Consider the following 22,331-nt stretch of genomic DNA (forward strand, 5'->3'; position numbering starts at 1 on the left):
CGCCGGCGCGCATGCGCCATCCACTACAGGGCGCCGGAGCGCCAAATCTTAAGCAAGTTATATGCCTGAAATTGTAGCGTTTGCCTAGAGCACTGTAACACTTAAGCCCGTTTCACCAGGCATTTCCAATGCTCCAGGCAGCTCCCGGGCGTCAGAGTCGGAACTCGTGGCCCAGGTAGACTTCCTTGACCAACTGGTTGGCCAGGATGGTCTCGGCGTCGCCTTCGGCGATCAGTTGACCATCGTTGACGATATAGGCGGTCTCGCAGATGTCGAGGGTTTCGCGCACGTTGTGGTCGGTGATCAGTACGCCGATGCCCTTGGCCTTCAGATGGTGGATGATCTGTTTGATATCACCCACGGAAATCGGGTCGACGCCGGCGAAGGGTTCGTCCAGCAGGATGAATTTCGGCGCAGTCGCCAGGGCGCGGGCAATTTCGACGCGACGGCGTTCGCCACCGGACAGGCTCATGCCGAGGTTGTCGCGGATGTGGCTGATATGGAACTCCTGCAGCAGGCTTTCCAGCTCCTTGCGCCGTCCCTCGCGGTCCAGGTCCTTGCGTGTCTCGAGGATGGCCATGATGTTGTCGGCGACCGACAGCTTGCGGAAGATCGAGGCTTCCTGCGGCAGATAGCCGATGCCTGCCTGGGCCCGGCCATGCATGGGCTGATGGCTGACATCGTTGCTGTCGATGAGCACGCGGCCCTGGTCGGCCTGGACCAGCCCTACGATCATGTAGAAGCAGGTGGTCTTGCCGGCGCCGTTGGGGCCGAGCAGGCCGACGATCTGGCCGCTGTCGATCGACAGGCTGACGTCGCGGACGACCTGGCGGCCCTTGTAGCTCTTGGCCAGGTGCTGGGCTTTGAGGGTTGCCATTTACTCGGCCTTTTTCTTCGGTTGGATCACCATGTCGATACGCTGACGAGGTGCGGTCACGTTACCACCACGGCCAGCGGTCGCCACCTGGGTCTTGGTGTTGTAGACGATCTTCTCGCCTTCGGTGGTGTTGCCTTCGTTCTCGACCTTGGCGCGGTCGGTGAGGATGACGATATCCTTCTGCGCCTGGTACTGGATGGTGACGGCCCAGCCCTTCATCTTGTCGGGTTTTGCAGCGCTCTGCTGTTGCTCGAAGTAGGCCAGGTTGCCCACCGAGGTCACGACGTCGATGTCGCCCGAGGCGGCGCGAGTCATGGTCACGGTGTTGCCTTTGATCATCATCGAGCCCTGGGTGATGATCACATCGCCGGTGTAGGTGGCAACGCCCTGTTTGTCGTCCAGATGCGCGTTGTCCGCCTGGATGCGGATTGGCTGGTCACGGTCGTTCGGCAGGGCCAAGGCGCTCGCGCTTCCCAGTGCTGCGCTCAGGCTGAGCAAAAGGGGGAGGGTTTTAACGAGCCTCATACTGTCCTCTTACGTTGGACAGCAGGTCCATCCTGCCGTCTTCCAAATATGCTTTCATTCCTACACCCGTAGTCGTGCCACCGGCGCCGTCGATTCTAACGGCTTGGGCGGTCTGCGCATATTGCTTCTGCGGGAACACCGTCATGCGGCTACTGGTGATCAGGGTGTCGCGTTGTTTTTCGTCGGTGCGGGCGATCCGCACGTTGTCGATCAGTTCGACCTCGGTACCGTCCGGGTTGACCTCGGCGCGCACGCTCTGCACGTGCCATGGGAAAGCTGTCCCACGGTAGATGTGCATGTCTGGCGTGGTCACCAGGGTGACTTCGCTGGCCTTCAGGTGCTCGACCTTGTCCGCGGTCATCTCGTATTGCAGCCTGCCGTCGGGCAGGTACTGTACGCTGTGGGCGTTGATCGCATAGTAGTCGATGGCGCTTTCGTCGACCTGGGCCGTGGGCTTGTCGAGGAAGCTCTCGGGGCTGATGTTCCAGTAGCCGACCGCCACCAGCAGCGCAGCGATGGCTGCCAGCAGCACGGCATTTCGAAGTTTCTTGCTGAGCATGGCGTGGCCTACAGGTAATGGGCGTTGGCAGCGTCCAGGGTACCCTGGGCCTGCATGATCAGTTCACAGAACTCGCGGGCTGCGCCTTCGCCGCCGCGTGCCTGGGTGACGCCGTGGGCGTGCTCGCGGACGAAGGTCGCGGCATTGGCCACGGCCATGCCCAGGCCCACCCGGCGGATTACCGGGAGGTCGGGAAGGTCGTCGCCCAGGTAGGCGACCTGCTCGTAGCTCAGGCCCAGCTCGGCGAGCAGGCCGTCCAGCACCACCAGCTTGTCTTCGCGGCCCTGGAACAGGTGTGGAATGCCCAGGTTCTTTGCCCTGCGCTCGACCACGGGGGTCTTGCGTCCACTGATGATCGCGGTGGTTACGCCCGAGGCCATGAGCATCTTGATGCCGTGGCCATCGAGGGTGTTGAAGGTCTTGAATTCGCTGCCGTCCTCGAGGAAGTACAGGCGGCCGTCGGTCAGCACGCCGTCCACGTCGAAGACGGCCAGCTTGATGGCTTGGGCACGTTGCATCAGGTCCTGGGTCATTTACATCACTCCGGCGCGCAGCAGGTCGTGCATGTTCAGGGCGCCGGTCGGACGATCCTGGTGATCGACCACTACCAGCGCGCTGATCTTGTGGTCTTCCATGATCTTCAAGGCTTCGGCGGCGAGCATTTCGGCGCGGGCGGTCTTGCCGTGAACGGTCATGACTTCGTCGATGAGCGTCTTGTGCACGTCGATGTTGCGATCCAGGCTACGACGCAGGTCGCCGTCGGTGAAGACGCCGGCCAGGCGGCCGTCGTGCTCCATGACCACGGTCATGCCCAGGCCCTTGCGCGACATTTCCAGCAAGGCGTCCTTGAGCAGTGTGCCGCGCTGCACCTGGGGCAATTCGTCGCCCGCGTGCATGACGTTCTCGACTTTCAACAGCAGGCGGCGGCCCAGGGCGCCACCCGGATGGGAGAACGCGAAGTCCTCGGCGGTGAAGCCTCGTGCCTCGAGCAGGGCGATGGCCAGGGCATCGCCCAGGACCAGAGCGGCGGTGGTGGACGAGGTGGGTGCCAGGTTCAGCGGGCAGGCTTCCTGGGCGACGCTGGCGTCGAGGTTGACTTCTGCAGCCTGTGCCAGTGGTGAGTCGGGCTTGCCGGTCAGGCTGATCATCTGGATGCCCAGGCGCTTGATCAGCGGCAGCAGCGTGACGATCTCTGCGGTGCTGCCGGAGTTGGACAGGGCGAGGATGACATCGTCGCGGGTGATCATGCCCATGTCGCCGTGGCTGGCTTCGGCCGGGTGCACGAAGAACGACGGGGTGCCGGTGCTGGCGAGGGTGGCGGCGATCTTGTTGCCGATATGGCCGGACTTGCCCATGCCGACCACGACAACCCGCCCCTTGCTGGCCAGGATCAGCTCGCAGGCCTTGACGAAATTGCCGTCGATACGGGCCCGCAGGCCTTCTACGGCCTCGAGTTCCAGGCGCAGGGTGCGCTGGGCGGATTGGATCAGCTCGCTGGATTGGCTCATGTCGAAAAAGCAATGCCTGATGAAAAGGCGCCGATTATAGCGGCAATGTTTGAAACGCTCACCTTCGAGTTGTCGTAGGCAGTTGCAAAATTGCTGTACGGTGCCTGAACGACTCGGGGAAATGGCCTTGGGGACAACTTTGCGCGGTGCTATAGTTCGCCGCTATTCGGCCCGCCAGGGATGCGTGTGCCTTCATGATGAAGGCAGGCGTCCATGTAGACGAGGCTGCATTGCAAGGAGTCTAGATGAGTTCGGATAGCGCCTACGCGGTCGAGTTGAAGGGCGTCACCTTCAAACGCGGTTCGCGCAGCATTTTCAGCAATGTCGACATCCGTATCCCCCGCGGCAAGGTCACTGGCATCATGGGGCCTTCCGGGTGCGGCAAGACAACTCTGCTGCGCCTGATGGGCGCGCAATTGCGCCCCTCCAGTGGCGAAGTCTGGGTAGGCGGGCAGAACCTGCCGGCCCTGTCGCGCAGCGACCTGTTCGATGCGCGCAAGCAGATGGGGGTGCTGTTTCAGAGCGGTGCGCTGTTTACCGACCTGGATGTCTTCGAGAACGTGGCCTTCCCGCTGCGTGTGCACACCCAGTTGTCCGACGAGATGATTCGCGACATCGTCCTGATGAAACTGCAGGCCGTGGGCCTGCGCGGTGCCATCGATCTGATGCCGGACGAGCTGTCAGGCGGCATGAAGCGCCGTGTGGCGCTGGCCCGGGCGATTGCGCTGGATCCGCAGATTCTCATGTACGACGAGCCTTTCGTCGGCCAGGACCCTATCGCCATGGGCGTTCTTGTGCGCCTGATCCGCCTGCTCAACGACGCCCTGGGCATCACCAGTATCGTCGTCTCGCACGACCTGGCCGAGACCGCGAGCATTGCCGACTACATCTATGTGGTCGGTGATGGCCAGGTACTGGGGCAGGGCACGCCGGACGAACTGATGGGGTCGGACAACCCGCGTATCCGCCAGTTCATGAAGGGCGATCCGGACGGTCCGGTGCCATTCCACTTTCCTGCGCCAGACTACCGCGCCGATCTGCTGGGGACGCGTTGATGCGCAGAAAATCCATACTCGAACGCATTCGCCTGTTCGGGCGCGCCGCCATCGACGTGCTGGCCGTGCTCGGGCGCTCGTGCCTGTTCCTCTTCCATGCCCTGGCCGGACGCGGCGGCATCGGTGGCGGCTTCCAGCTGTTGACCAAGCAGCTCTATTCGGTGGGTGTGCTGTCGCTGGCGATCATCGTGGTATCCGGCATGTTCATCGGCATGGTGCTGGCCCTGCAGGGCTATAGCATCCTCACCAAGTACGGCTCCGAGCAGGCCGTCGGCCAGATGGTCGCCTTGACGCTGCTGCGCGAGCTGGGACCGGTCGTCACAGCGCTGCTGTTCGCCGGGCGTGCGGGTTCGGCGCTGACGGCCGAGATCGGCAACATGAAGTCCACCGAGCAGCTCTCCAGCCTGGAGATGATCGGTGTCGACCCGCTCAAGTACATCGTCGCCCCGCGCCTCTGGGCCGGCTTCATCTCGCTGCCGCTGCTGGCGCTGATCTTCAGCGTGGTCGGCATCTGGGGTGGATCGTGGGTGGCCGTGGACTGGCTGGGGGTCTACGAGGGCTCGTTCTGGGCCAACATGCAGAACAGTGTTTCTTTCAGCGATGACGTGATCAACGGGCTGATCAAAAGCCTGGTGTTTGCCTTCGTCGTCACCTGGATCGCCGTATTCCAGGGGTATGACTGCGAACCCACTTCAGAGGGGATCAGCCGTGCCACCACCAGGACCGTGGTCTATGCCTCGTTGGCAGTCCTGGGTCTGGACTTTATTCTGACCGCCTTGATGTTTGGAGATTTCTGATGCAAAACCGCACCCTGGAAATCGGTGTCGGCCTGTTCCTCCTGGCCGGGATCCTGGCGCTGCTGCTGCTGGCCCTGCGTGTCAGCGGCCTGTCGGCCAGTCCGACCAGCGACACCTATAAAGTTTATGCGTACTTCGACAATATCGCCGGTTTGACTGTCAGAGCTAAAGTGACCATGGCCGGTGTGACCATCGGCAAGGTCACGGCCATCGATCTGGATCGCGATTCCTATACCGGTCGGGTCACTTTGCAGCTGGACAAGTCGGTCGACAATCTGCCGACCGATTCCACTGCTTCGATCCTGACCGCCGGGTTGCTCGGCGAGAAGTACATCGGCATCAGCGTGGGCGGTGAAGAGCAGGTGCTCAAGGATGGCAGCACCATCCACGACACCCAGTCGGCCCTGGTGCTGGAAGATCTGATTGGCAAGTTCCTGCTCAACTCCGTTGGCAAGGAACCGAAAGAAGCCCAACCAGCTAATTGAGGAGTTTCCATGATTTCGATCCTGCGACGTGGCCTGCTGGTCCTGCTGGCGGCCTTCCCCCTGATGGCCCTGGCGGCGCCGGGCCAGTCTCCGCGCGACGTGGTTCAGGGCACCACCACTGAACTGCTGTCCGACCTCAAGGCGAACAAGGCGCAGTACAAGTCCAACCCGACCGCTTTCTATGATGCGCTCAATCGCATCCTTGGCCCGGTGGTCGACGCTGACGGCATCTCCCGGAGCATCATGACCGTCAAGTACTCGCGCAAGGCCACGCCCGAGCAGATGCAGCGCTTCCAGGAGAATTTCCGCCGCAGCCTGTTCCAGTTCTACGGCAACGCACTGCTTGAATACGACAACCAGGGCATCACCGTCGATCCAGCCAAGCCGGATGATGGCCAGCGTGCTTCGGTGGGCATGAAGGTGTCTGGCAACAATGGCGCGGTATACCCGGTCCAGTACACCCTGGAAAACATCGGTGGTGAGTGGAAGGTGCGTAATGTCATCGTCAATGGCATCAATATCGGCAAGCTGTTCCGCGACCAGTTCGCCGACGCGATGACCCGTAATGGCAACAACCTCGACAAGACCATTGACGGCTGGGCTGGCGAAGTGGCCAAGGCCAAGGAAGCTGCCGACAGCTCTCCCGAGAAGACGGTCAAATGAGTGAAGCCGACATGACTATGACCGAGCCAGGTGTCTTGCGCCTGGCCGGGGTGCTGGACTATCGCAGCGGGCCGGCCCTGCGCAAGCAGGGCAAGGCCTTGATCGCCGCCAGCCGCGAGCAGCGGCTGGTGCTCGACTGCTCGGCCGTGAGCAAGTCCAGCAGCGTGGGGTTGTCATTGTTGCTGGCGTTCATGCGGGATGCCCAGGCTGCTGGCAAGGCCTGGGAAGTACGCGGCATGCCTGCAGACATGCGAGAAATCGCCGAGGTCTACGACCTCGATGAAGTGCTGGCGGGCTGATGGCCCGTCATCAAGGGAAGGCCCCTCGGTCAGCGCGTCCTCGTATGGGCTTCGCAGGCGAGGGGCTTTTTTGTATCATGGCCGACCCGCGCGCACTGGGCGCCGATTGAGGTTGAGCATGCAGGCCTTAGAAGTTAAGAGCTTCCTTGAAGAAAAACTGCCGGGAACCCGGGTCGAAGTTGAAGGCGAAGGCTGCAACTTCCAGTTGAACGTGATCAGCGACGAGCTGGCCGGCCAGAGCCCGGTCAAGCGTCAGCAGGCGATCTATGCTCACCTGAATCCGTGGATCGCCAACGGCAGCATCCATGCGGTAACGATGAAATTTTTCAGCAGCGCAGCCTGGGCTGAGCGCACCTGAGCCAACGTTGGCGGCGAGATTGAAATGGACAAACTGATTATTACTGGCGGCGCGCGCCTCGACGGCGAGATCCGCATTTCCGGCGCGAAGAACGCGGCCCTGCCGATTCTGTCGGCCACGCTCCTGGCCGATGGCCCGGTCACCGTCGGCAACCTGCCGCACCTGCACGACATCACCACCATGATCGAGCTGTTCGGGCGCATGGGCATCGAGCCTGTGATCGACGAGAAGCTGGCGGTGGAGATCGATCCGCGCACCATCAAGACGTTGGTTGCGCCCTACGAGCTGGTCAAGACCATGCGCGCCTCGATCCTGGTACTCGGCCCGATGGTCGCCCGCTTCGGCGAGGCCGAAGTCGCCTTGCCAGGTGGCTGCGCCATCGGTTCGCGTCCGGTCGACCTGCACATCCGTGGCCTTGAAGCAATGGGCGCGAAGATCGAAGTCGAAGGTGGTTACATCAAGGCCAAGGCCCCTGAAGGCGGCCTGCGTGGTGCGCACTTCTTCTTCGACACGGTCAGCGTGACCGGTACCGAGAACATCATGATGGCTGCTGCGCTCGCCAAGGGCCGCAGCGTGCTGCAGAACGCCGCGCGCGAGCCTGAAGTGGTCGACCTGGCCAACTTCCTGATCGCCATGGGTGCGAAAATCCAGGGCGCCGGTACCGACACCATCACCATCGATGGTGTCGAGCGCCTGCACTCGGCCAGCTACCGTGTGATGCCCGACCGTATCGAGACCGGTACCTACCTCGTCGCTGCTGCTGTTACCGGCGGTCGCGTCAAGGTCAAGGACACCGATCCGACCATCCTCGAAGCCGTCCTCGAGAAGCTCAAGGAAGCTGGCGCCGACATCACGACCGGTGAAGACTGGATCGAGCTGGACATGCACGGCAAGCGGCCTAAGGCCGTCAACCTGCGTACCGCGCCGTATCCGGCATTCCCGACCGACATGCAGGCACAGTTCATCTCCCTCAACGCCATTGCCGAAGGCACGGGCGCCGTGATCGAGACGATCTTCGAAAACCGCTTCATGCACGTGTACGAGATGCACCGCATGGGCGCGCAGATCCAGGTCGAAGGCAATACCGCCATCGTCACCGGGGTCAAGGCGCTCAAGGGTGCGCCCGTGATGGCTACCGACCTGCGCGCTTCGGCGAGCCTGGTGCTGTCTGCGCTGGTCGCCGAAGGTGATACCCTGATCGACCGCATCTACCACATCGACCGTGGTTACGAGTGCATCGAGGAAAAACTGCAGATGCTGGGCGCGAAGATCCGTCGCGTACCGGGCTAGTCGCGCTCTCTGCCTGTGATCGGCACACGGACGTGCCAGCCGAATCGAACACGGCCAGGTCGATGACCTGGCCGGCTGTAGCCGCTTAAGGACCGACGTTGCAATGTTGACCATCGCGCTTTCCAAAGGCCGTATTCTCGACGATACCCTGCCGCTGCTGGCCGAGGCCGGTATCGTGCCGACCGAGAACCCGGACAAGAGCCGCAAGCTGATCATCCCCACCACGCAGGACGACGTGCGCCTGCTCATCGTGCGTGCCACCGACGTGCCGACCTACGTCGAGCATGGTGCCGCCGACCTGGGTGTGGCCGGCAAGGACGTGTTGATGGAATACGGCGGCCAAGGTCTGTACGAGCCGCTCGACCTGCAGATCGCCAAGTGCAAGTTGATGACCGCTGGCGTCGTTGGTGCACCCGAGCCCAAGGGGCGTCTGCGTGTGGCCACCAAGTTCGTCAACGTAGCCAAGCGCTATTACGCCGAACAAGGCCGCCAGGTCGACATCATCAAACTCTATGGCTCCATGGAGCTGGCCCCGCTGATCAACCTCGCCGACAAGATCATCGACGTGGTGGACACCGGCAACACCCTGCGCGCCAATGGCCTCGAGCCACAGGAACTGATCGCCACGATCAGTTCGCGCCTGGTGGTGAACAAGGCCTCCATGAAGATGCAGCACGCCCGTATCCAGAATCTCATCGACACCCTGCGCAAGGCTGTCGAATCGCGACACCGCGGCTGACTTCTGCGCGCGACCTTCGCTGTCGCGCCCGTCTATCCGCGTCATAGCCACTTTTCTCGGGTGCCCGCGCGGATGGACTGGTAGCCTAGGGCGCCTGAGCATTCGCCAATAAAACGAGGCCCTCGTCATGACCGTGTCCACTGCAATTGCCCGTCTCAACGCTGCTGATCCGGATTTCGCGCGACATCTGGATCATCTGCTGAGCTGGGAAAGCGTGTCCGATGACGCGGTCAACCAGCGGGTGCTCGACATCATCAAGTCCGTGCGCGAGCGTGGCGATGCGGCGCTGGTGGAGTTCACCCAGCGTTTCGATGGCGTTGATGCCAAGTCTATCGATGACCTGATCCTGGGTCGCGAGCGCCTGGAGCTGGCCCTGACTCGGATCTCCGCAGCCCAGCGCGAGGCGCTGGAAACTGCCGCCAACCGCGTGCGCAGCTACCACGAACGACAGAAGCAGGATTCCTGGCAGTACACCGAGGCTGATGGCACCGTGCTCGGCCAGAAAGTCACCCCGCTCGATCGCGCAGGGCTGTACGTGCCTGGCGGCAAGGCGTCGTACCCGTCATCGGTACTGATGAATGCCATCCCCGCCAAGGTGGCCGGTGTCGGTGAGGTGGTCATGGTGGTGCCGACCCCGCGTGGAGAGATCAACGAGCTGGTGCTGGCTGCGGCCTGTATCGCCGGCGTCGATCGCGTGTTCACCGTCGGTGGCGCGCAGGCAGTCGCGGCGTTGGCCTACGGCACCGAGAGCGTGCCGCAGGTCGACAAGATCGTCGGTCCCGGCAATATCTACGTAGCCACCGCCAAACGCCATGTGTTCGGCCAGGTCGGCATCGACATGATCGCCGGGCCATCGGAAATCCTCGTGGTATGCGATGGCCAGACCGACCCGGACTGGATCGCCATGGACCTGTTCTCCCAGGCCGAGCACGACGAAGATGCGCAGGCGATCCTGGTCAGCCCTGATGCGGCCTTCCTCGACCGCGTGGCGGCCAGCATCGACAAGCTGCTGCCCACCATGGAGCGCGCCGAGATCATCGAGAAGTCGATCAACGGTCGAGGCGCCCTGATCCAGGTGCGTGACATGCAGCAGGCCATCGAGGTCGCCAACCGCATCGCCCCGGAACACCTCGAATTGTCGGTCGCCGACCCGCAGGCCTGGTTGCCGCAGATCCGCCATGCCGGCGCGATCTTCATGGGCCGCCACACCAGCGAGGCCCTGGGTGACTACTGTGCAGGCCCTAACCACGTGTTGCCCACATCCGGCACCGCACGGTTCTCTTCACCGCTGGGGGTGTATGACTTCCAGAAGCGTTCGTCGATCATCTTCTGCTCCGAGCAGGGCGCATCCGAGCTCGGTCACACTGCATCCGTACTGGCCCGTGGCGAGTCGCTGACCGCCCACGCCCGTAGCGCCGAATACCGCATCCTCAACGAGAAGGGGAACTGAACATGAGTCGATTCTGGAGCCCCTTCGTCAAGGACCTGGTGCCTTACGTGCCGGGTGAGCAGCCCAAGCTGGCTCGCCTGGTCAAGCTCAATACCAACGAAAACCCCTATGGGCCTTCGCCCAAGGCGTTGGAGGCCATGCGTGGCGAGTTGAGCGACAACCTGCGCCTGTACCCGGATCCGAACAGCGACCGGCTCAAGCAGGCTGTGGCTGATTACTACAAGGTCACCCCGCAGCAGGTCTTCGTCGGCAACGGTTCGGACGAGGTGCTGGCGCACATCTTCCACGGCCTGTTCCAGCACGGCGCGCCGCTGCTGTTCCCGGATATCAGCTACAGCTTCTATCCGGTGTACTGCGGCTTGTACGGTATCGACTTCGAGCAGGTGGCGCTGGACGAGCAGTTCCAGATCCGCATCGAGGACTACAACAAGCCCAATGCCGGGATCATCTTCCCCAACCCTAACGCTCCGACTGGCTGCCTGCTGCCGCTCGAGGCCATCGAGCGCTTGCTCCAGGCCAATCGCGACTCGGTGGTGGTCGTGGACGAAGCCTACATCGACTTTGGCGGCGAAACCGCGATCGCACTGGTGGACCGCTACGACAATTTGCTGGTGACCCAGACCCTGTCCAAGTCGCGCTCGCTGGCGGGTCTGCGGGTGGGGCTGGCCGTGGGGCATCCGGACCTGATCGAGGCACTGGAGCGGATCAAGAACAGTTTCAACTCCTATCCGCTCGATCGCATGGCGATCGTCGGGGCGGCGGCAGCGTTCGAAGACCGCGCATACTTCGACGAGACCTGCCGCAAGGTCATCGACAGCCGCGATGCGTTGGTCGAGCAGTTGACGGCGCGGGGCTTCGAGGTGCTGCCATCGGCGGCCAACTTCATCTTCGCCCGGCACCCGCAACAGGATGCGGCAGAACTGGCGGCGCGCCTGCGTGAGCAGGGGGTGATCGTGCGGCACTTCAAGCAGGCACGGATCGCGCAGTTCCTGAGGATCACCGTAGGCACGCCGGAGATGAACCAGGCGTTGATCGATGCGTTGAACGGGTAGTTCGCGTCGTTCCTGTCGCGGGGCAAGTCGGATCGCTGCATCGCCGCTCCGACTTGCCCCGCGATGCTTTTCAGCGCTATTGTTGCCACTTGTAAATTCATCCGATGACTGGACGTTAGTATGTCCCTGTTGATCAAGCGCTCCCTGGTGGAGCAAGCCGTGGACCAATTGCGCGAGCGCATTGCCCAGGGCGCCTGGGCTGTGGGGCAGCGCCTGCCCACCGAGCCGGAACTGGCCCTGGAACTGGGCATCAGCCGCAATACCGTGCGTGAGGCCATGCGTGTGCTGGCCTTCAGTGGTCTGGTAGAAGTGCGCCAGGGCGACGGCAGCTATCTGCGCACCGCCCAAGACCCCTTGCAGGCAGTGCAGGCCATCTCGCGCTGCACGGTCGAGCAGGCCCGCGAGACCCGTTGCATCCTCGAAGCCGAGGCCATCGGCCTCGCCGCCCTGCGGCGCACCGACGATGATCTGCGCGACTTGCGCGAGGCCCTGGAGCGCAGCTGTGGGCACTTCCACGGCGATCTGGACACCTATGTGGCCTGTGACCTGGTGTTCCACCAGCGCCTGGTGGACGCAGCGCACAACCCCGCACTGAGCGAGTTGTACCGCTACTTTTCCAGCGTCGTCGCTGCAGCGGTGCAGCACAACATGAGTGCGCTTCCCCGCAGTCAACGAGTGTTCGACCTGCATGTGCAGATCCTCGACGCCATCGAACAACGCGACCCGGACGCGGCCAAGCGCCTGAGCCGGGCCCTCATCGAATCTTGAGCCCGAGTGCCCCATGCCTGAACAACTGACGTCCAACCACTCCAAGCACGACCCTGAACTCGATGAGCTGCTGATCGATGCCGAGGCTGACGACGAACAGGTCCAGCAGCAGCCGGTGATGCTGCGCCGACCTTGGTTGCTGTTGCTGGGGTTGGTGCTGGTCGCGTTGAACCTGCGCCCGGCGCTGTCGAGCATGGCGCCGGTGCTGGGCCAGGTGTCCGAGGGGCTGGGGCTCAATGCTTCCGCGGCAGGTTTACTGACGACCTTGCCTGTCCTGTGCTTGGGCCTGTTCGCGCCACTGGCGCCGATCCTGGCGCGTCGTTTTGGCAGCGAGCGGGTGATTCTGGGCATCCTCCTGACCCTGGCGCTGGGGATCCTGCTGCGCAGTGCACTCGGTGCGACCGGGGTATTCGTCGGCAGCCTGATCGCCGGTGCCAGCATCGGCATCATCGGCGTGCTGCTACCGGGCATCGTCAAGCGTGATTTCCCCGCTCATGCCGGCACCCTGACGGGCGTCTACACCATGGCCCTGTGCCTTGGCGCAGCGATGGCCGCGGGCAGCACCGTGCCCTTGAGCCAGTACTTCGGCGACAGTTGGGCCATGGGGCTGGGCTTCTGGCTGTTGCCCGCGCTGCTGGCGATGCTGGTGTGGGCGCCCCAGGCGCGCCAAGGGCATGGCGCGCACCAGGTGGCCTATCGGGTGCGTGGGCTGTGGCGCGATCGGTTGGCCTGGCAGGTAACGTTGTACATGGGGCTGCAGTCCTCGCTGGCCTACATCGTGTTCGGCTGGCTGCCGTCGATTCTCATCGGTCGTGGCCTGAGCCCCACGCAAGCCGGTCTGGTGCTTTCGGGGTCGGTGCTGGTGCAGCTGATCAGCTCGCTCAGTGCGCCCTGGCTGGCGACCCGCGGCAAGGATCAGCGGCTGGCGATCGTGGTGGTGATGCTGGTCACCCTCGGCGGCTTGTTCGGATGCCTGTATGCGCCAATCTCGGGGCTGTGGGGCTGGGCGGTGCTGCTGGGGCTGGGGCAAGGCGGTACTTTCGCCCTGGCCTTGACCCTGATCGTGCTGCGTTCGAAGGATTCGCACGTGGCTGCGAACTTGTCGAGCATGGCCCAGGGCGTCGGCTACACGCTGGCTTCGATGGGCCCGTTCGCGGTCGGATTGGTACATGACCTCACCGATGGCTGGGCAGCGGTTGGCTGGATCTTCGCGGTGCTGGGGCTGGGGGCGATCGTCTTCGGTCTGGGGGCCGGGCGGGCGCTGCATGTGCAGGTCGTCAGCGAGCGGGTGTGAAACCGGTGCGACGCTGGATGCATTCATGGCGCAAATGACCATGGCGCGAAGGCGGGGCGCGGATTATCGTGCAGCTTTCGATTCACTGGACGGACCTGCCCCATGAGTGACGCCAACAGCGCCCTGATCACCCGTTTTTATCAGGCCTTCCAGCGCCTGGACGCCGAGGCCATGGTGGCCTGCTACAGCGATGACATCGTTTTCAGCGATCCGGCCTTCGGTACCTTGCGCGGCCAGGACGTGGGTGACATGTGGCGGATGCTGACCACCCGCGCCAAGGACTTCTCCCTGACCTTCGACAGCGTGCACGCGGATGCACAGGGTGGTAGTGCCCATTGGGTCGCCACTTACCTGTTCAGCCAGACCGGCCGTACCGTGGTCAATGATATCCAGGCTCGTTTCGTGTTCCGTGACGGTTTGATCTGTCAGCATGACGACAGTTTCGACCTGTGGCGTTGGTCGCGCCAAGCCCTTGGTACGCCCGGCCTGTTACTGGGGTGGAGCCCTCTGGTAAGAAACAAGGTCCGCCAGCAGGCCACCAAGGGCCTGCGGGCATTCCAGGCGCGCTGATCGCCTTTTCAGGACGTGGGAACCGCCTGTTCGTTACTGTGATAGCTGAACGTGGCCTTGTCATGGGCCTGCTGCGGCATGCGGATGCGGATGATCGGGATGTAGGCGCCGTAGGTCTCGTACCAGTCCTTCTGGTCCGCATGTGCTTGCTCGAGCGCCCCCCACATGCCTTCGATGTGGAAGAACGACTGGATCGGCAGTCTGTGGGATTGGTCCTCTTCCCAGGCTTGAACGATGACTTCATTCCAAGGGAATGGTAGTTCGGAGGCGAACATTCGCTGTGCCGTCAGGCTCTGGTAGAAGGCGTCGGCCCGCTCGCTCTTGCGGACGTCACGGACATCGAATGCGCATTGGCGCTTGTAGTCCCCGGAGCGGCGGAACTCGTCGATCCAGGCCTGCGCGGTCGTGATGCCTTGCTCATGGCACAGGCGCTCGGTCGAGGTGGTTTGGCTGTTGTTGCCACAGCCTTGTTGTTCGCGAGTCCAGGTATCGCCATCGGTTGGCCAGGCGCACAGCACCTGATAGGTGATCGACCCTGCCGGGCGCTGCATGCGCGGGTACAGGGTAAAGCCGCTGCGGGCGTCGGCAGCCAGGCTTGTGATCGGCAGGTCGGTGCGCAGGTAGGAGAACGAGACGCCGCCTTTTTCCTTGTTGTTCGGGCTATGATGCCAGGTGTGATACTTGGGGGATGGTTTGGTCGCGCGGATCAGTACGCCCGAACAACCGTGGGCCGGAATGGCCGAACCCCCACAGTCAACCGGTGCAGCATCATAGTTTTCCTGCATCTGCGCAGCGGTTCGCTCGCCGAGGGACGCCTGGGCCAGGAATGGCGTTAGCAGCGCAGCTGTGGCTAGCAGCCGGAAACATTTTTTCAACATGGTAGAGCCCTGGATATGGATGGGCTCTCCAAACTAATGACACTCAGGATCCCTGTGGCGAGTGAAGATATTCCCGAACGGGAGGCCAAGCCCTGGTACGTGTACCTCGTGCGGGCGGCCAATGGCTCGCTGTATTGCGGCATCAGTGACGATCCGCAGCGACGCTTCCAGAAGCATCAGAAAGGGCAGGGCGCGCGTTATTTCAAGACCAGCCCGGCGCAGGCATTGGTCTATGTCGAGCAGTGGCCGGACAAAGGCGAAGCCCTGCGTCAGGAGCGGCTGGTGAAAAAGCTGCGCAAATCGGCGAAGGAGGCGCTGGTCGCCTCCTTCGCGCAGGGTGGGGCGACGGTCGAACTCAGTCCTTGCGGCGCTTGAGCTGATCGATCAGTTGTGTCGGAAGGCCCTTGATCACCAGGGTTCCGGCTTCTTCGTCATACTCGATCTTCGAGCCCAGCAGGTGGGCCTCGAAGCTGATCGACAGACCCTCGGCACGTCCAGTGAAACGGCGGAACTGGTTCAGGGTGCGTTTGTCCGCAGGAATTTCCGGCGACAGGCCGTAGTCCTTGTTGCGGATGTGGTCGAAGAACGCCTTGGGGCGGTCTTCGTCGATCAGGCTCGACAGTTCCTCCAGGGTGATCGGCTCGCCCTGCTTGGTCTGGCTGGTGGCATAGTCAACCAGGGTCTGGGTCTTCTCGCGCGCCGCTTCCTCGGGCAGATCCTCGCTTTCGACGAAGTCGCTGAACGCCTTGAGCAGGGTTCGGGTTTCACCAGGGCCATCGACACCTTCCTGACAGCCGATGAAATCGCGGAAGTAGTCCGACACCTTCTTGCCGTTCTTGCCCTTGATGAAGGAAATGTACTGCTTCGAGTGCTGATTGTTCTTCCACTCGGACAGGTTGATTCGCGCGGCCAGGTGCAGTTGCCCCAAGTCCAGGTGGCGCGACGGGGTGACGTCGAGTTCGGCGTTCACCGCCACGCCTTCGCTGTGGTGCAGCAGGGCGATGACCAGATACTCGGTCATGCCTTGCTGATAATGGGCGAACAGCACATGACCGCCTGTGGACAGGTTCGACTCTTCCATCAGCTTCTGCAGGTGCTCGACTGCGATGCGGCTGAAGGTGGTGAAGTCCTTTTCCTCTTCCTGATACTGCTTGAGCCAGCCACTGAGCGGGTAGGCGCCGGATTCTCCGTGGAAGAAGCCCCAGGCCTTGCCCTGTTTGGCGTTATAGCTGTCGTTGAGGTCGGCCAGGAGGTTCTCGATGGCGTCCGACGCCGCCAGTTCGGTGTCTCGCGCATGGAGCACGGCGGGGCTGCCGTCGGGCTTCTTGTCGATCAGGTGAACGATGCAATGACGGATTGGCATGGAATTCTCTGAAAGGATGGGCGGTGCGATACCGCGCTGCAAAGTGGCTCAGTTTACCGCAGGGCAGGGGTGATGCAGTGGCCAGATGTTGGCGGAAATGCCAGTTGTTCGTTTTTTGTTCAAAAACCTGCGCTTTTCGGGCAAACCCCCGAAAAACCTCAATAAAATCACGGCCGACAGCGGATATTTCCTGGTTCCTGTGTTAGCTTTGCGCCGTCTTGCGCCCCTTGGGGTGGCGCATTGCTGGCAGCTCGCTTGCGTCGTGTCGAACCAAACGCTGATTTTCGTATCTACATACGCGATTGGCGAGGCTCGCCGGACCTTCCGTGCAGGCCCGATAACGATGAAGCACGCTGCATACCTCTGATTTGATAGGGAAGGAACACCACCATGGCATTGACCAAAGACCAACTGATTGCCGACATCGCCGAAGCCATCGACGCGCCGAAAACCACCGCGCGCAACGCTCTGGAGCAACTGGGCCAGATCGTCGCTGACCAACTGGAAAACGGCGCTGAAATCACCCTGCCAGGCATCGGCAAGCTGAAAGTCTCCGAGCGTCCTGCCCGCACTGGCCGCAACCCTTCGACTGGCGCTGCCATCGAAATCGCTGCCAAGAAAGTCGTCAAGTTCGTACCAGCCAAGGTCCTGAACGACGCCATCAACAAGTAATTGTCGATGCTTCATTGAAACCGCGCCCGGCTTGTCCGGGCGCGGTTTTTTCATGCCTGCGCCTTGCCTCGCGCGGCATGCCAGGCGCTGCGCATGGCGTCGTCCTGGAAGCTCCAGGCCACCATGCGGCTCTGTTTCTGGCCCTGGCCCATCTCGACGACGCGCTGGGCTTTCACGCCCGCTTTCTTGAGCGCCGCTTCGATACCCGGCAGGTTGCTGACCTTGGACACCAGGCTGGTGAACCACAGCACCCGCTCGCCGTGCTGCACGCTTTCGTTCACCAGTTGGGTGACGAAGCGGATCTCGCCGCCCTCGCACCACAGCTCGTTGTTCTGCCCGCCGAAGTTCAGCACTGGCAGCTTGCGGGTGGGATCCTGCTTGCCCAGATTCTTCCATTTGCGCTGGCTGCCACGGGTGGCCTCCTCGCGCGAGCCGTGGAAGGGTGGGTTGCACAGGGTCAGGTCGAAGCGCTCGTCGTCCTGCAGCAGGCCGCTGAGGATGTGCCTGCGGTTGGCCTGCTGACGCAGGGTGATGGCCTTGTTCAGGCCATTGGCCTGGACGATCGCCTTGGCCGAGGCCAGCGCCGTGGCGTCGATATCCGAGCCGAGAAAGCGCCAGCGGTAGTCGCTATGGCCGAGCAGCGGGTAGATGCAGTTGGCGCCGACGCCGATGTCCAGCGCGCGCACCTGGGCGCCGCGTGGGACCTGCCCGCCGTTGTCTTCGGCCAGCAGGTCGGCCAGCACGTGGATGTAGTCGGCGCGTCCTGGGATCGGCGGGCACAGGTAGTCCGCGGGGATGTCCCAGTGCTGGATGCCGTACTGGGCCTTTAGCAAGGCACGGTTGAACACGCGCACGGCCTCGGGGTTGGCGAAGTCGATGCTGGGTTTGCCGTGGGGGTTGGTGATGGTGAACCGGGCCAGGTCAGGATGGGCCTTGATCAGGCTGGGGAAGTCGTAGCGGCCCTGGTGGCGATTGCGCGGATGCAGGGTGGGTTTGTTCTGGGTCATGCTCGTGTCCGGTGTCGCTTGCACTGGCCAAAGGCCGCACGGCGGCCCATTCGCGGCCAAGGCCGCTCCCACAGGATAGTGGGGCTCTTTGAAGACAGCCCATTCCTGTGGGAGCGGCCTTGGCCGCGAACGAGGGCGAAGCCCTCGCCGGTCAGTTCAGCAATGTCAGGTTACAGCGCTGCAATCCGCGCATGCTGCTCGGTGAAGTTGGCCAGGGCCTGTTCGGACTCGGCCAGCTTGGCGCGTTCCTTCTCGATCACCGCAGGCGGTGCCTTGTCGACGAAGGCGGCGTTGGACAGCTTGCCGCCGACACGCTGGACCTCACCCTGCAGGCGCTGGATTTCCTTGTTCAGGCGTGCAAGCTCGGCGTCCTTGTCGATCAGGCCGGCCATCGGTACCAGTACCTGCAGATCGCCCACCAGTGCGGTGGCCGACAGCGGCGCTTCGTCCTGCTCGCCGAGTACGGTGAAGGTCTCGACCTTGGCCAGCTTCTTGAGCAGCGCTTCGTTTTCCTGCAGGCGACGCTGGTCGTCGGCATTGGCGTTCTTCAGGAACAGCGGCAGCGGCTTGCCCGGGCCGATGTTCATCTCGGCGCGGATGTTGCGCAGGCCGACCATCAGCTCCTTGAGCCATTCGATGTCGCCTTCGGCGCTGGCATCGATGCGGCTCTCATTGGCCACCGGCCAAGGCTGCAGCATGATGGTTTTGCCCTGGACGCCCGCCAGCGGCGCGATGCGCTGCCAGATTTCTTCGGTGATGAACGGCATGAACGGATGCGCCAGGCGCAGTACCACTTCCAGCACGCGGACCAGGGTACGGCGAGTACCGCGGGCGCGCTCGATGGGCGCATTCTCATCCCACAGTACCGGCTTGGACAGCTCCAGGTACCAGTCGCAGTACTGGTTCCAGACGAACTCGTACAGCGCCTGGCTGGCCAGGTCAAAGCGGAACTGCTCGAGCTGGCGGGTCACTTCCGCTTCGGTGCGTTGCAGTTGCGAGATGATCCAGCGATCGGCCAGCGACAGCTCGTAGGCCTCGCCGTTCTGGCCGCAGTCCTCGCCTTTGTCCAGCACGTAGCGAGCAGCGTTCCAGATCTTGTTGCAGAAGTTGCGGTAGCCTTCGACGCGGCCCATGTCGAACTTGATGTCACGGCCGGTGGAGGCCAGCGAGCAGAAGGTGAAGCGCAGGGCATCGGTGCCGTAGCTGGCGATACCCTCGGGGAATTCGGCCTTGGTCTGCTTGGCGATCTTCTCGGCGAGCTTGGGCTGCATCAGGCCGCTGGTACGTTTTTCCAGTAGCGCTTCGAGCGTGATGCCGTCGACGATGTCCAGCGGGTCGAGCACGTTGCCCTTGGACTTGGACATCTTCTGGCCTTGGCCATCGCGCACCAGGCCATGCACGTACACGGTCTTGAACGGGACCTGCGGGGTGCCATCCTCGTTCTTGATCAGGTGCATGGTCAGCATGATCATCCGGGCGACCCAGAAGAAGATGATGTCGAAGCCCGTGACCAGTACGTCGGTGGAGTGGAATTTCTTCAGGAACTCGGTCTGCTCCGGCCAGCCGAGCGTGGAGAAGGTCCACAGGCCCGAGCTGAACCAGGTGTCGAGCACGTCGTCGTCCTGGCGCAGGACCACATCGCTGCCCAGGCCGTGCTTGGTCCGCACTTCTTCCTCGTTGCGGCCGACATAGACCTGGCCGGCCTCGTCGTACCACGCCGGGATGCGGTGGCCCCACCACAGCTGGCGGCTGATGCACCAGTCCTGGATGTCGCGCATCCAGGAGAAGTACATGTTCTCGTACTGTTTCGGCACGAACTGGATGCGACCGTCTTCCACGGCGGCGATGGCTGGCTCGGCCAGCGGCTTGGTGGAGACGTACCACTGGTCGGTCAGCCACGGCTCGATGACGGTACCCGAGCGGTCGCCTTTCGGCACTTTCAGGGCGTGGTCATCGACGCTGACCAGCAGCCCCTGCGCATCCAGGTCGGCAACCATTTGCTTGCGCGCCACGAAGCGGTCGAGGCCGGCGTACTGCGCAGGCAGCGAGGTGTCGAGGTTTTCGTTGACGCTGCCATCGAGGTTGAAGGCCTGGACCGCGGCGAGCACGGTGGCGTTCTTGTCGAAGATGTTCAGCAGCGGCAGGTTGTGGCGCTTGCCGACTTCATAGTCGTTGAAGTCGTGGGCCGGGGTGATTTTCACGCAGCCGGTACCGAACTCGGGATCGCAGTAGTCGTCGGCGATGATCGGGATGCGGCGTCCGACCAGCGGCAGTTCGACGAACTTGCCGATCAGCGCCTGGTAGCGTTCGTCGGTCGGGTTGACGGCAACGGCGACGTCACCGAGCAGGGTTTCCGGGCGGGTGGTGGCAACGACCAGGTGGTCCTTGCCTTCGGCCGTGGTGGCCCCATCGGCCAGCGGGTAGCGCAGGTTCCACAGGTGGCCTTTCTCGTCGTGGTTTTCCACTTCGAGGTCGGAAATCGCGGTGTGCAGCTTGGTGTCCCAGTTGACCAGACGCTTGCCGCGGTAGATCAGGCCGTCCTCATGCAGGCGCACGAAGGCTTCCTTGACGGCTTCGGACAGGCCGTCATCCATGGTGAAGCGTTCGCGGCTCCAGTCGACCGACGAACCCAGGCGACGGATCTGGCGGCTGATGTTGCCACCGGACTGATCCTTCCACTCCCAGACCTTCTCCAGGAACTTTTCGCGGCCCAGGTCGTGGCGGTTCTGGCCTTTCGCCTCGAGCTGGCGCTCCACCAGCATCTGCGTGGCGATGCCGGCGTGGTCGGTGCCCGGCTGCCACAGGGTGTCGCGCCCCTGCATGCGGCGGAAGCGGATCAGGGCGTCCATGATCGCGTTGTTGAACCCATGACCCATGTGCAGGCTGCCGGTCACGTTCGGCGGTGGGATCATGATGGTGTAGGACTCGCCTGCACCTTGCGGGGCGAAATAGTTCTCGGACTCCCAGGTGTTGTACCAGGAAGTTTCGATGGCGTGCGGCTGGTAGGTCTTATCCATGCGCGGCGGGACCCTTAGGCATAAATACGGAAAAGCCGAAGAGTATAACGGAGCCGGGAGTTTCAGGCGACAAGCTGCGAGCGTTGTGCATGCCTTGCGGACGAGGTGCGGCCTTCGCGGGTAAACCCGCTCCCACAGGTTTTCCACTGCCCCGCGAGCGGCGCCGTGCCTGTGGGAGCGGCGGTTCGCTGCTGCGATTTACCCGCGAAGGCCGCACCGTGAATGTTCGTGCTTACTCGGAACGCTTGATCAACCGCTCCATCCGCGCTTCGAGGCGACGTTTGACCTCGGTCTCGATGTGCGGAACGAAGTCGTTGATCACGTCCTGCATGATCGATTGCGCCGCAGCGCGCAGTTCGGTGTCCAGGTGCAGCAGGGTGTCCTGGCGGCGAGTCTGGGCATCTTCTTCCGGCGCGCTGGCCTGGGCAGGTTCGACGGCGGTTGTCGCGTTGTCGGCCGGCTCATCGAGCAGCAGGGGAATCTGCTCGACCGTTTCGGTTAGTAGCGGCGGCTGCAGGTCGGCGTCGCCAAGCAACTGGCGGATCGACTCGAGATCGTCGAGCAGGTGGGCGGATTGTGTCAGTGAGGAGGGTTTGTCCATCGTCGTCAAAGTCGCTGTAAGCGGTGGTCTTGCAGAGCATAGCCCTGTTCGCGGTAGAAACGGAATCGCTCGCGGGCCAACTGGCGAATGGACGCCTCTTCGACAACGATCTCTGCGACCCGCTCGAACTGGCCGACGAACCCTGGCACATCACCGCCCAGGTTGATCAGCAGGTCGCGGTGCTCGCCAGCAGTGTCGCCCAGGCCCAATGCGACCCTGGCATCGGCGTGTTGCTCGGCCAGGTCATGGGGCACGAAAGCCTCGCCCTTGAAGTGCCACAGGCGTTCATCCAGGGCGTTTCGCTGTTCGTCGTCCTGGCAATGCAGGTAGACCCGGTGGCCGAGGCGCCAGGCCTTTTCGCACAGCTTGCAGGCGAAATCCAGCCGCGCCGACAGCGAGTCGGTGGGCAGGATGTAGAAATCGACTTTGCTCATGGTCAGGTACGTTGAGCTTGGAGGTGGAGGGGCCGTGACGGCCCTGTCGAGGGGCGAGCCCGCTCCCACA

The 22,331-nt window shown here is 62.9% G+C and carries 27 protein-coding genes; 16 read left to right on the top strand and 11 right to left on the bottom strand.

Annotated elements, in window-relative coordinates:
• Positions 1 to 151: 151 nt before the first annotated feature.
• From lptB to ACTYOL_RS05265, 5 genes are read right to left on the bottom strand one after another with little or no spacing between them, the layout of a single operon-like run.
• Positions 152 to 877 (bottom strand): LPS export ABC transporter ATP-binding protein, encoded by a 726-nt coding sequence (gene lptB / locus ACTYOL_RS05245; protein ID WP_197892152.1) that lies wholly within the window; start codon positions 875 to 877, stop codon positions 152 to 154.
• The gene (gene lptA / locus ACTYOL_RS05250) at positions 878 to 1,402 is read right to left on the bottom strand and encodes a lipopolysaccharide transport periplasmic protein LptA (RefSeq protein WP_054894379.1); all 525 of its coding nucleotides are present in this window, start codon (positions 1,400 to 1,402) and stop codon (positions 878 to 880) included.
• Positions 1,389 to 1,961 carry an LPS export ABC transporter periplasmic protein LptC gene (gene lptC / locus ACTYOL_RS05255; RefSeq protein ID WP_054894378.1) on the bottom strand — a complete coding sequence of 191 codons (573 nt, stop codon included), beginning with the start codon at positions 1,959 to 1,961 and terminating at the stop codon, positions 1,389 to 1,391. Before lptC ends, lptA begins: the two co-directional genes overlap by 14 nt.
• A gap of 8 nt (positions 1,962 to 1,969) precedes the next feature.
• Positions 1,970 to 2,494 (bottom strand): KdsC family phosphatase, encoded by a 525-nt coding sequence (locus ACTYOL_RS05260; protein WP_054894377.1) that lies wholly within the window; start codon positions 2,492 to 2,494, stop codon positions 1,970 to 1,972.
• Positions 2,495 to 3,469, bottom strand: a complete 975-nt coding sequence (locus ACTYOL_RS05265; protein ID WP_153772669.1) for a KpsF/GutQ family sugar-phosphate isomerase — start codon at positions 3,467 to 3,469, stop codon at positions 2,495 to 2,497.
• 245 nt (positions 3,470 to 3,714) lie between these two features.
• Here ACTYOL_RS05265 and ACTYOL_RS05270 point away from each other — a divergent pair, with 245 nt between their 5' ends.
• From ACTYOL_RS05270 to ACTYOL_RS05330, 13 genes are all read left to right on the top strand, one after another.
• Positions 3,715 to 4,524 (top strand): ATP-binding cassette domain-containing protein, encoded by an 810-nt coding sequence (locus ACTYOL_RS05270; protein WP_054894375.1) that lies wholly within the window; start codon positions 3,715 to 3,717, stop codon positions 4,522 to 4,524.
• Complete coding sequence (mlaE, locus tag ACTYOL_RS05275) at positions 4,524 to 5,321, top strand: lipid asymmetry maintenance ABC transporter permease subunit MlaE (RefSeq protein ID WP_063543173.1); 798 nt, start codon at positions 4,524 to 4,526, stop codon at positions 5,319 to 5,321. The genes ACTYOL_RS05270 and mlaE overlap by 1 nt, the downstream gene beginning before the upstream one ends.
• Positions 5,321 to 5,806 (top strand): outer membrane lipid asymmetry maintenance protein MlaD, encoded by a 486-nt coding sequence (gene mlaD, locus ACTYOL_RS05280; RefSeq protein ID WP_054894373.1) that lies wholly within the window; start codon positions 5,321 to 5,323, stop codon positions 5,804 to 5,806. The genes mlaE and mlaD overlap by 1 nt, the downstream gene beginning before the upstream one ends.
• 9 nt (positions 5,807 to 5,815) lie before the next feature.
• Positions 5,816 to 6,469 (top strand): MlaC/ttg2D family ABC transporter substrate-binding protein, encoded by a 654-nt coding sequence (locus tag ACTYOL_RS05285; RefSeq protein ID WP_197892153.1) that lies wholly within the window; start codon positions 5,816 to 5,818, stop codon positions 6,467 to 6,469.
• Entirely contained in the window at positions 6,466 to 6,768 is a 303-nt protein-coding gene (locus ACTYOL_RS05290) for an STAS domain-containing protein (protein ID WP_054894371.1), read from the top strand. The genes ACTYOL_RS05285 and ACTYOL_RS05290 overlap by 4 nt, the downstream gene beginning before the upstream one ends.
• 118 nt (positions 6,769 to 6,886) lie before the next feature.
• A complete protein-coding gene (locus ACTYOL_RS05295) occupies positions 6,887 to 7,126 on the top strand; it encodes a BolA family protein (protein ID WP_054894370.1) in 240 nt (79 codons plus the stop codon).
• 24 nt (positions 7,127 to 7,150) lie between these two features.
• Positions 7,151 to 8,416 (top strand): UDP-N-acetylglucosamine 1-carboxyvinyltransferase, encoded by a 1,266-nt coding sequence (gene murA, locus ACTYOL_RS05300; RefSeq protein ID WP_065863244.1) that lies wholly within the window; start codon positions 7,151 to 7,153, stop codon positions 8,414 to 8,416.
• Between the two features lie 103 nt (positions 8,417 to 8,519).
• Complete coding sequence (hisG, locus tag ACTYOL_RS05305) at positions 8,520 to 9,155, top strand: ATP phosphoribosyltransferase (protein ID WP_063543179.1); 636 nt, start codon at positions 8,520 to 8,522, stop codon at positions 9,153 to 9,155.
• A gap of 127 nt (positions 9,156 to 9,282) precedes the next feature.
• Positions 9,283 to 10,605, top strand: coding sequence for a histidinol dehydrogenase (gene hisD, locus ACTYOL_RS05310; RefSeq protein WP_197892155.1), 1,323 nt, complete (start codon positions 9,283 to 9,285; stop codon positions 10,603 to 10,605).
• Positions 10,606 to 10,607: 2 nt separating this feature from the next.
• Positions 10,608 to 11,657 carry a histidinol-phosphate transaminase gene (gene hisC, locus ACTYOL_RS05315; protein WP_197892157.1) on the top strand — a complete coding sequence of 350 codons (1,050 nt, stop codon included), beginning with the start codon at positions 10,608 to 10,610 and terminating at the stop codon, positions 11,655 to 11,657.
• Positions 11,658 to 11,777: 120 nt separating this feature from the next.
• Positions 11,778 to 12,425 (top strand): FadR/GntR family transcriptional regulator, encoded by a 648-nt coding sequence (locus ACTYOL_RS05320; protein ID WP_054894365.1) that lies wholly within the window; start codon positions 11,778 to 11,780, stop codon positions 12,423 to 12,425.
• Positions 12,426 to 12,438: 13 nt separating this feature from the next.
• Positions 12,439 to 13,719 carry a CynX/NimT family MFS transporter gene (locus ACTYOL_RS05325; RefSeq protein WP_153772666.1) on the top strand — a complete coding sequence of 427 codons (1,281 nt, stop codon included), beginning with the start codon at positions 12,439 to 12,441 and terminating at the stop codon, positions 13,717 to 13,719.
• Positions 13,720 to 13,821: 102 nt separating this feature from the next.
• Complete coding sequence (locus ACTYOL_RS05330; protein WP_444757633.1) at positions 13,822 to 14,289, top strand: nuclear transport factor 2 family protein; 468 nt, start codon at positions 13,822 to 13,824, stop codon at positions 14,287 to 14,289.
• An 8-nt stretch (positions 14,290 to 14,297) separates the two neighbouring features.
• Here ACTYOL_RS05330 and ACTYOL_RS05335 read toward each other — a convergent pair whose 3' ends face one another.
• Positions 14,298 to 15,167, bottom strand: coding sequence for a hypothetical protein (locus tag ACTYOL_RS05335; RefSeq protein ID WP_444757634.1), 870 nt, complete (start codon positions 15,165 to 15,167; stop codon positions 14,298 to 14,300).
• A gap of 36 nt (positions 15,168 to 15,203) precedes the next feature.
• Here ACTYOL_RS05335 and ACTYOL_RS05340 point away from each other — a divergent pair, with 36 nt between their 5' ends.
• Positions 15,204 to 15,542 carry a GIY-YIG nuclease family protein gene (locus ACTYOL_RS05340; protein WP_054894361.1) on the top strand — a complete coding sequence of 113 codons (339 nt, stop codon included), beginning with the start codon at positions 15,204 to 15,206 and terminating at the stop codon, positions 15,540 to 15,542.
• On the opposite strand, the gene yejK is transcribed toward ACTYOL_RS05340, so the two are convergent.
• On the bottom strand, positions 15,523 to 16,530 hold the full coding sequence (gene yejK, locus ACTYOL_RS05345) for a nucleoid-associated protein YejK (protein WP_063543191.1): 1,008 nt from the start codon (positions 16,528 to 16,530) through the stop codon (positions 15,523 to 15,525). The genes ACTYOL_RS05340 and yejK overlap by 20 nt on opposite strands.
• A gap of 85 nt (positions 16,531 to 16,615) precedes the next feature.
• Here yejK and ACTYOL_RS05350 point away from each other — a divergent pair, with 85 nt between their 5' ends.
• Positions 16,616 to 16,897 carry a hypothetical protein gene (locus tag ACTYOL_RS05350; RefSeq protein ID WP_444757635.1) on the top strand — a complete coding sequence of 94 codons (282 nt, stop codon included), beginning with the start codon at positions 16,616 to 16,618 and terminating at the stop codon, positions 16,895 to 16,897.
• A 23-nt stretch (positions 16,898 to 16,920) separates the two neighbouring features.
• A complete protein-coding gene (locus tag ACTYOL_RS05355; RefSeq protein ID WP_054894359.1) occupies positions 16,921 to 17,202 on the top strand; it encodes an HU family DNA-binding protein in 282 nt (93 codons plus the stop codon).
• A 50-nt stretch (positions 17,203 to 17,252) separates the two neighbouring features.
• Here the strand turns inward: ACTYOL_RS05355 and rlmF are convergent, their stop codons facing one another.
• The 4 genes from rlmF to ACTYOL_RS05375 form a co-directional block, all read right to left on the bottom strand.
• The gene (rlmF, locus tag ACTYOL_RS05360) at positions 17,253 to 18,209 is read right to left on the bottom strand and encodes a 23S rRNA (adenine(1618)-N(6))-methyltransferase RlmF (protein ID WP_444757636.1); all 957 of its coding nucleotides are present in this window, start codon (positions 18,207 to 18,209) and stop codon (positions 17,253 to 17,255) included.
• A 170-nt stretch (positions 18,210 to 18,379) separates the two neighbouring features.
• On the bottom strand, positions 18,380 to 21,226 hold the full coding sequence (locus ACTYOL_RS05365) for a valine--tRNA ligase (protein ID WP_151925720.1): 2,847 nt from the start codon (positions 21,224 to 21,226) through the stop codon (positions 18,380 to 18,382).
• 232 nt (positions 21,227 to 21,458) lie between these two features.
• Positions 21,459 to 21,827 carry a DNA polymerase III subunit chi gene (locus ACTYOL_RS05370; protein ID WP_197892173.1) on the bottom strand — a complete coding sequence of 123 codons (369 nt, stop codon included), beginning with the start codon at positions 21,825 to 21,827 and terminating at the stop codon, positions 21,459 to 21,461.
• 5 nt (positions 21,828 to 21,832) lie between these two features.
• Positions 21,833 to 22,261 carry a DNA polymerase III subunit chi gene (locus ACTYOL_RS05375; RefSeq protein WP_054895503.1) on the bottom strand — a complete coding sequence of 143 codons (429 nt, stop codon included), beginning with the start codon at positions 22,259 to 22,261 and terminating at the stop codon, positions 21,833 to 21,835.
• Between the last annotated feature and the right edge of the window lie 70 nt (positions 22,262 to 22,331).

The sequence above is a fragment of the Pseudomonas sp. A014 genome (assembly GCF_052378495.1).
Taxonomy (GTDB): domain Bacteria; phylum Pseudomonadota; class Gammaproteobacteria; order Pseudomonadales; family Pseudomonadaceae; genus Aquipseudomonas; species Aquipseudomonas machongensis.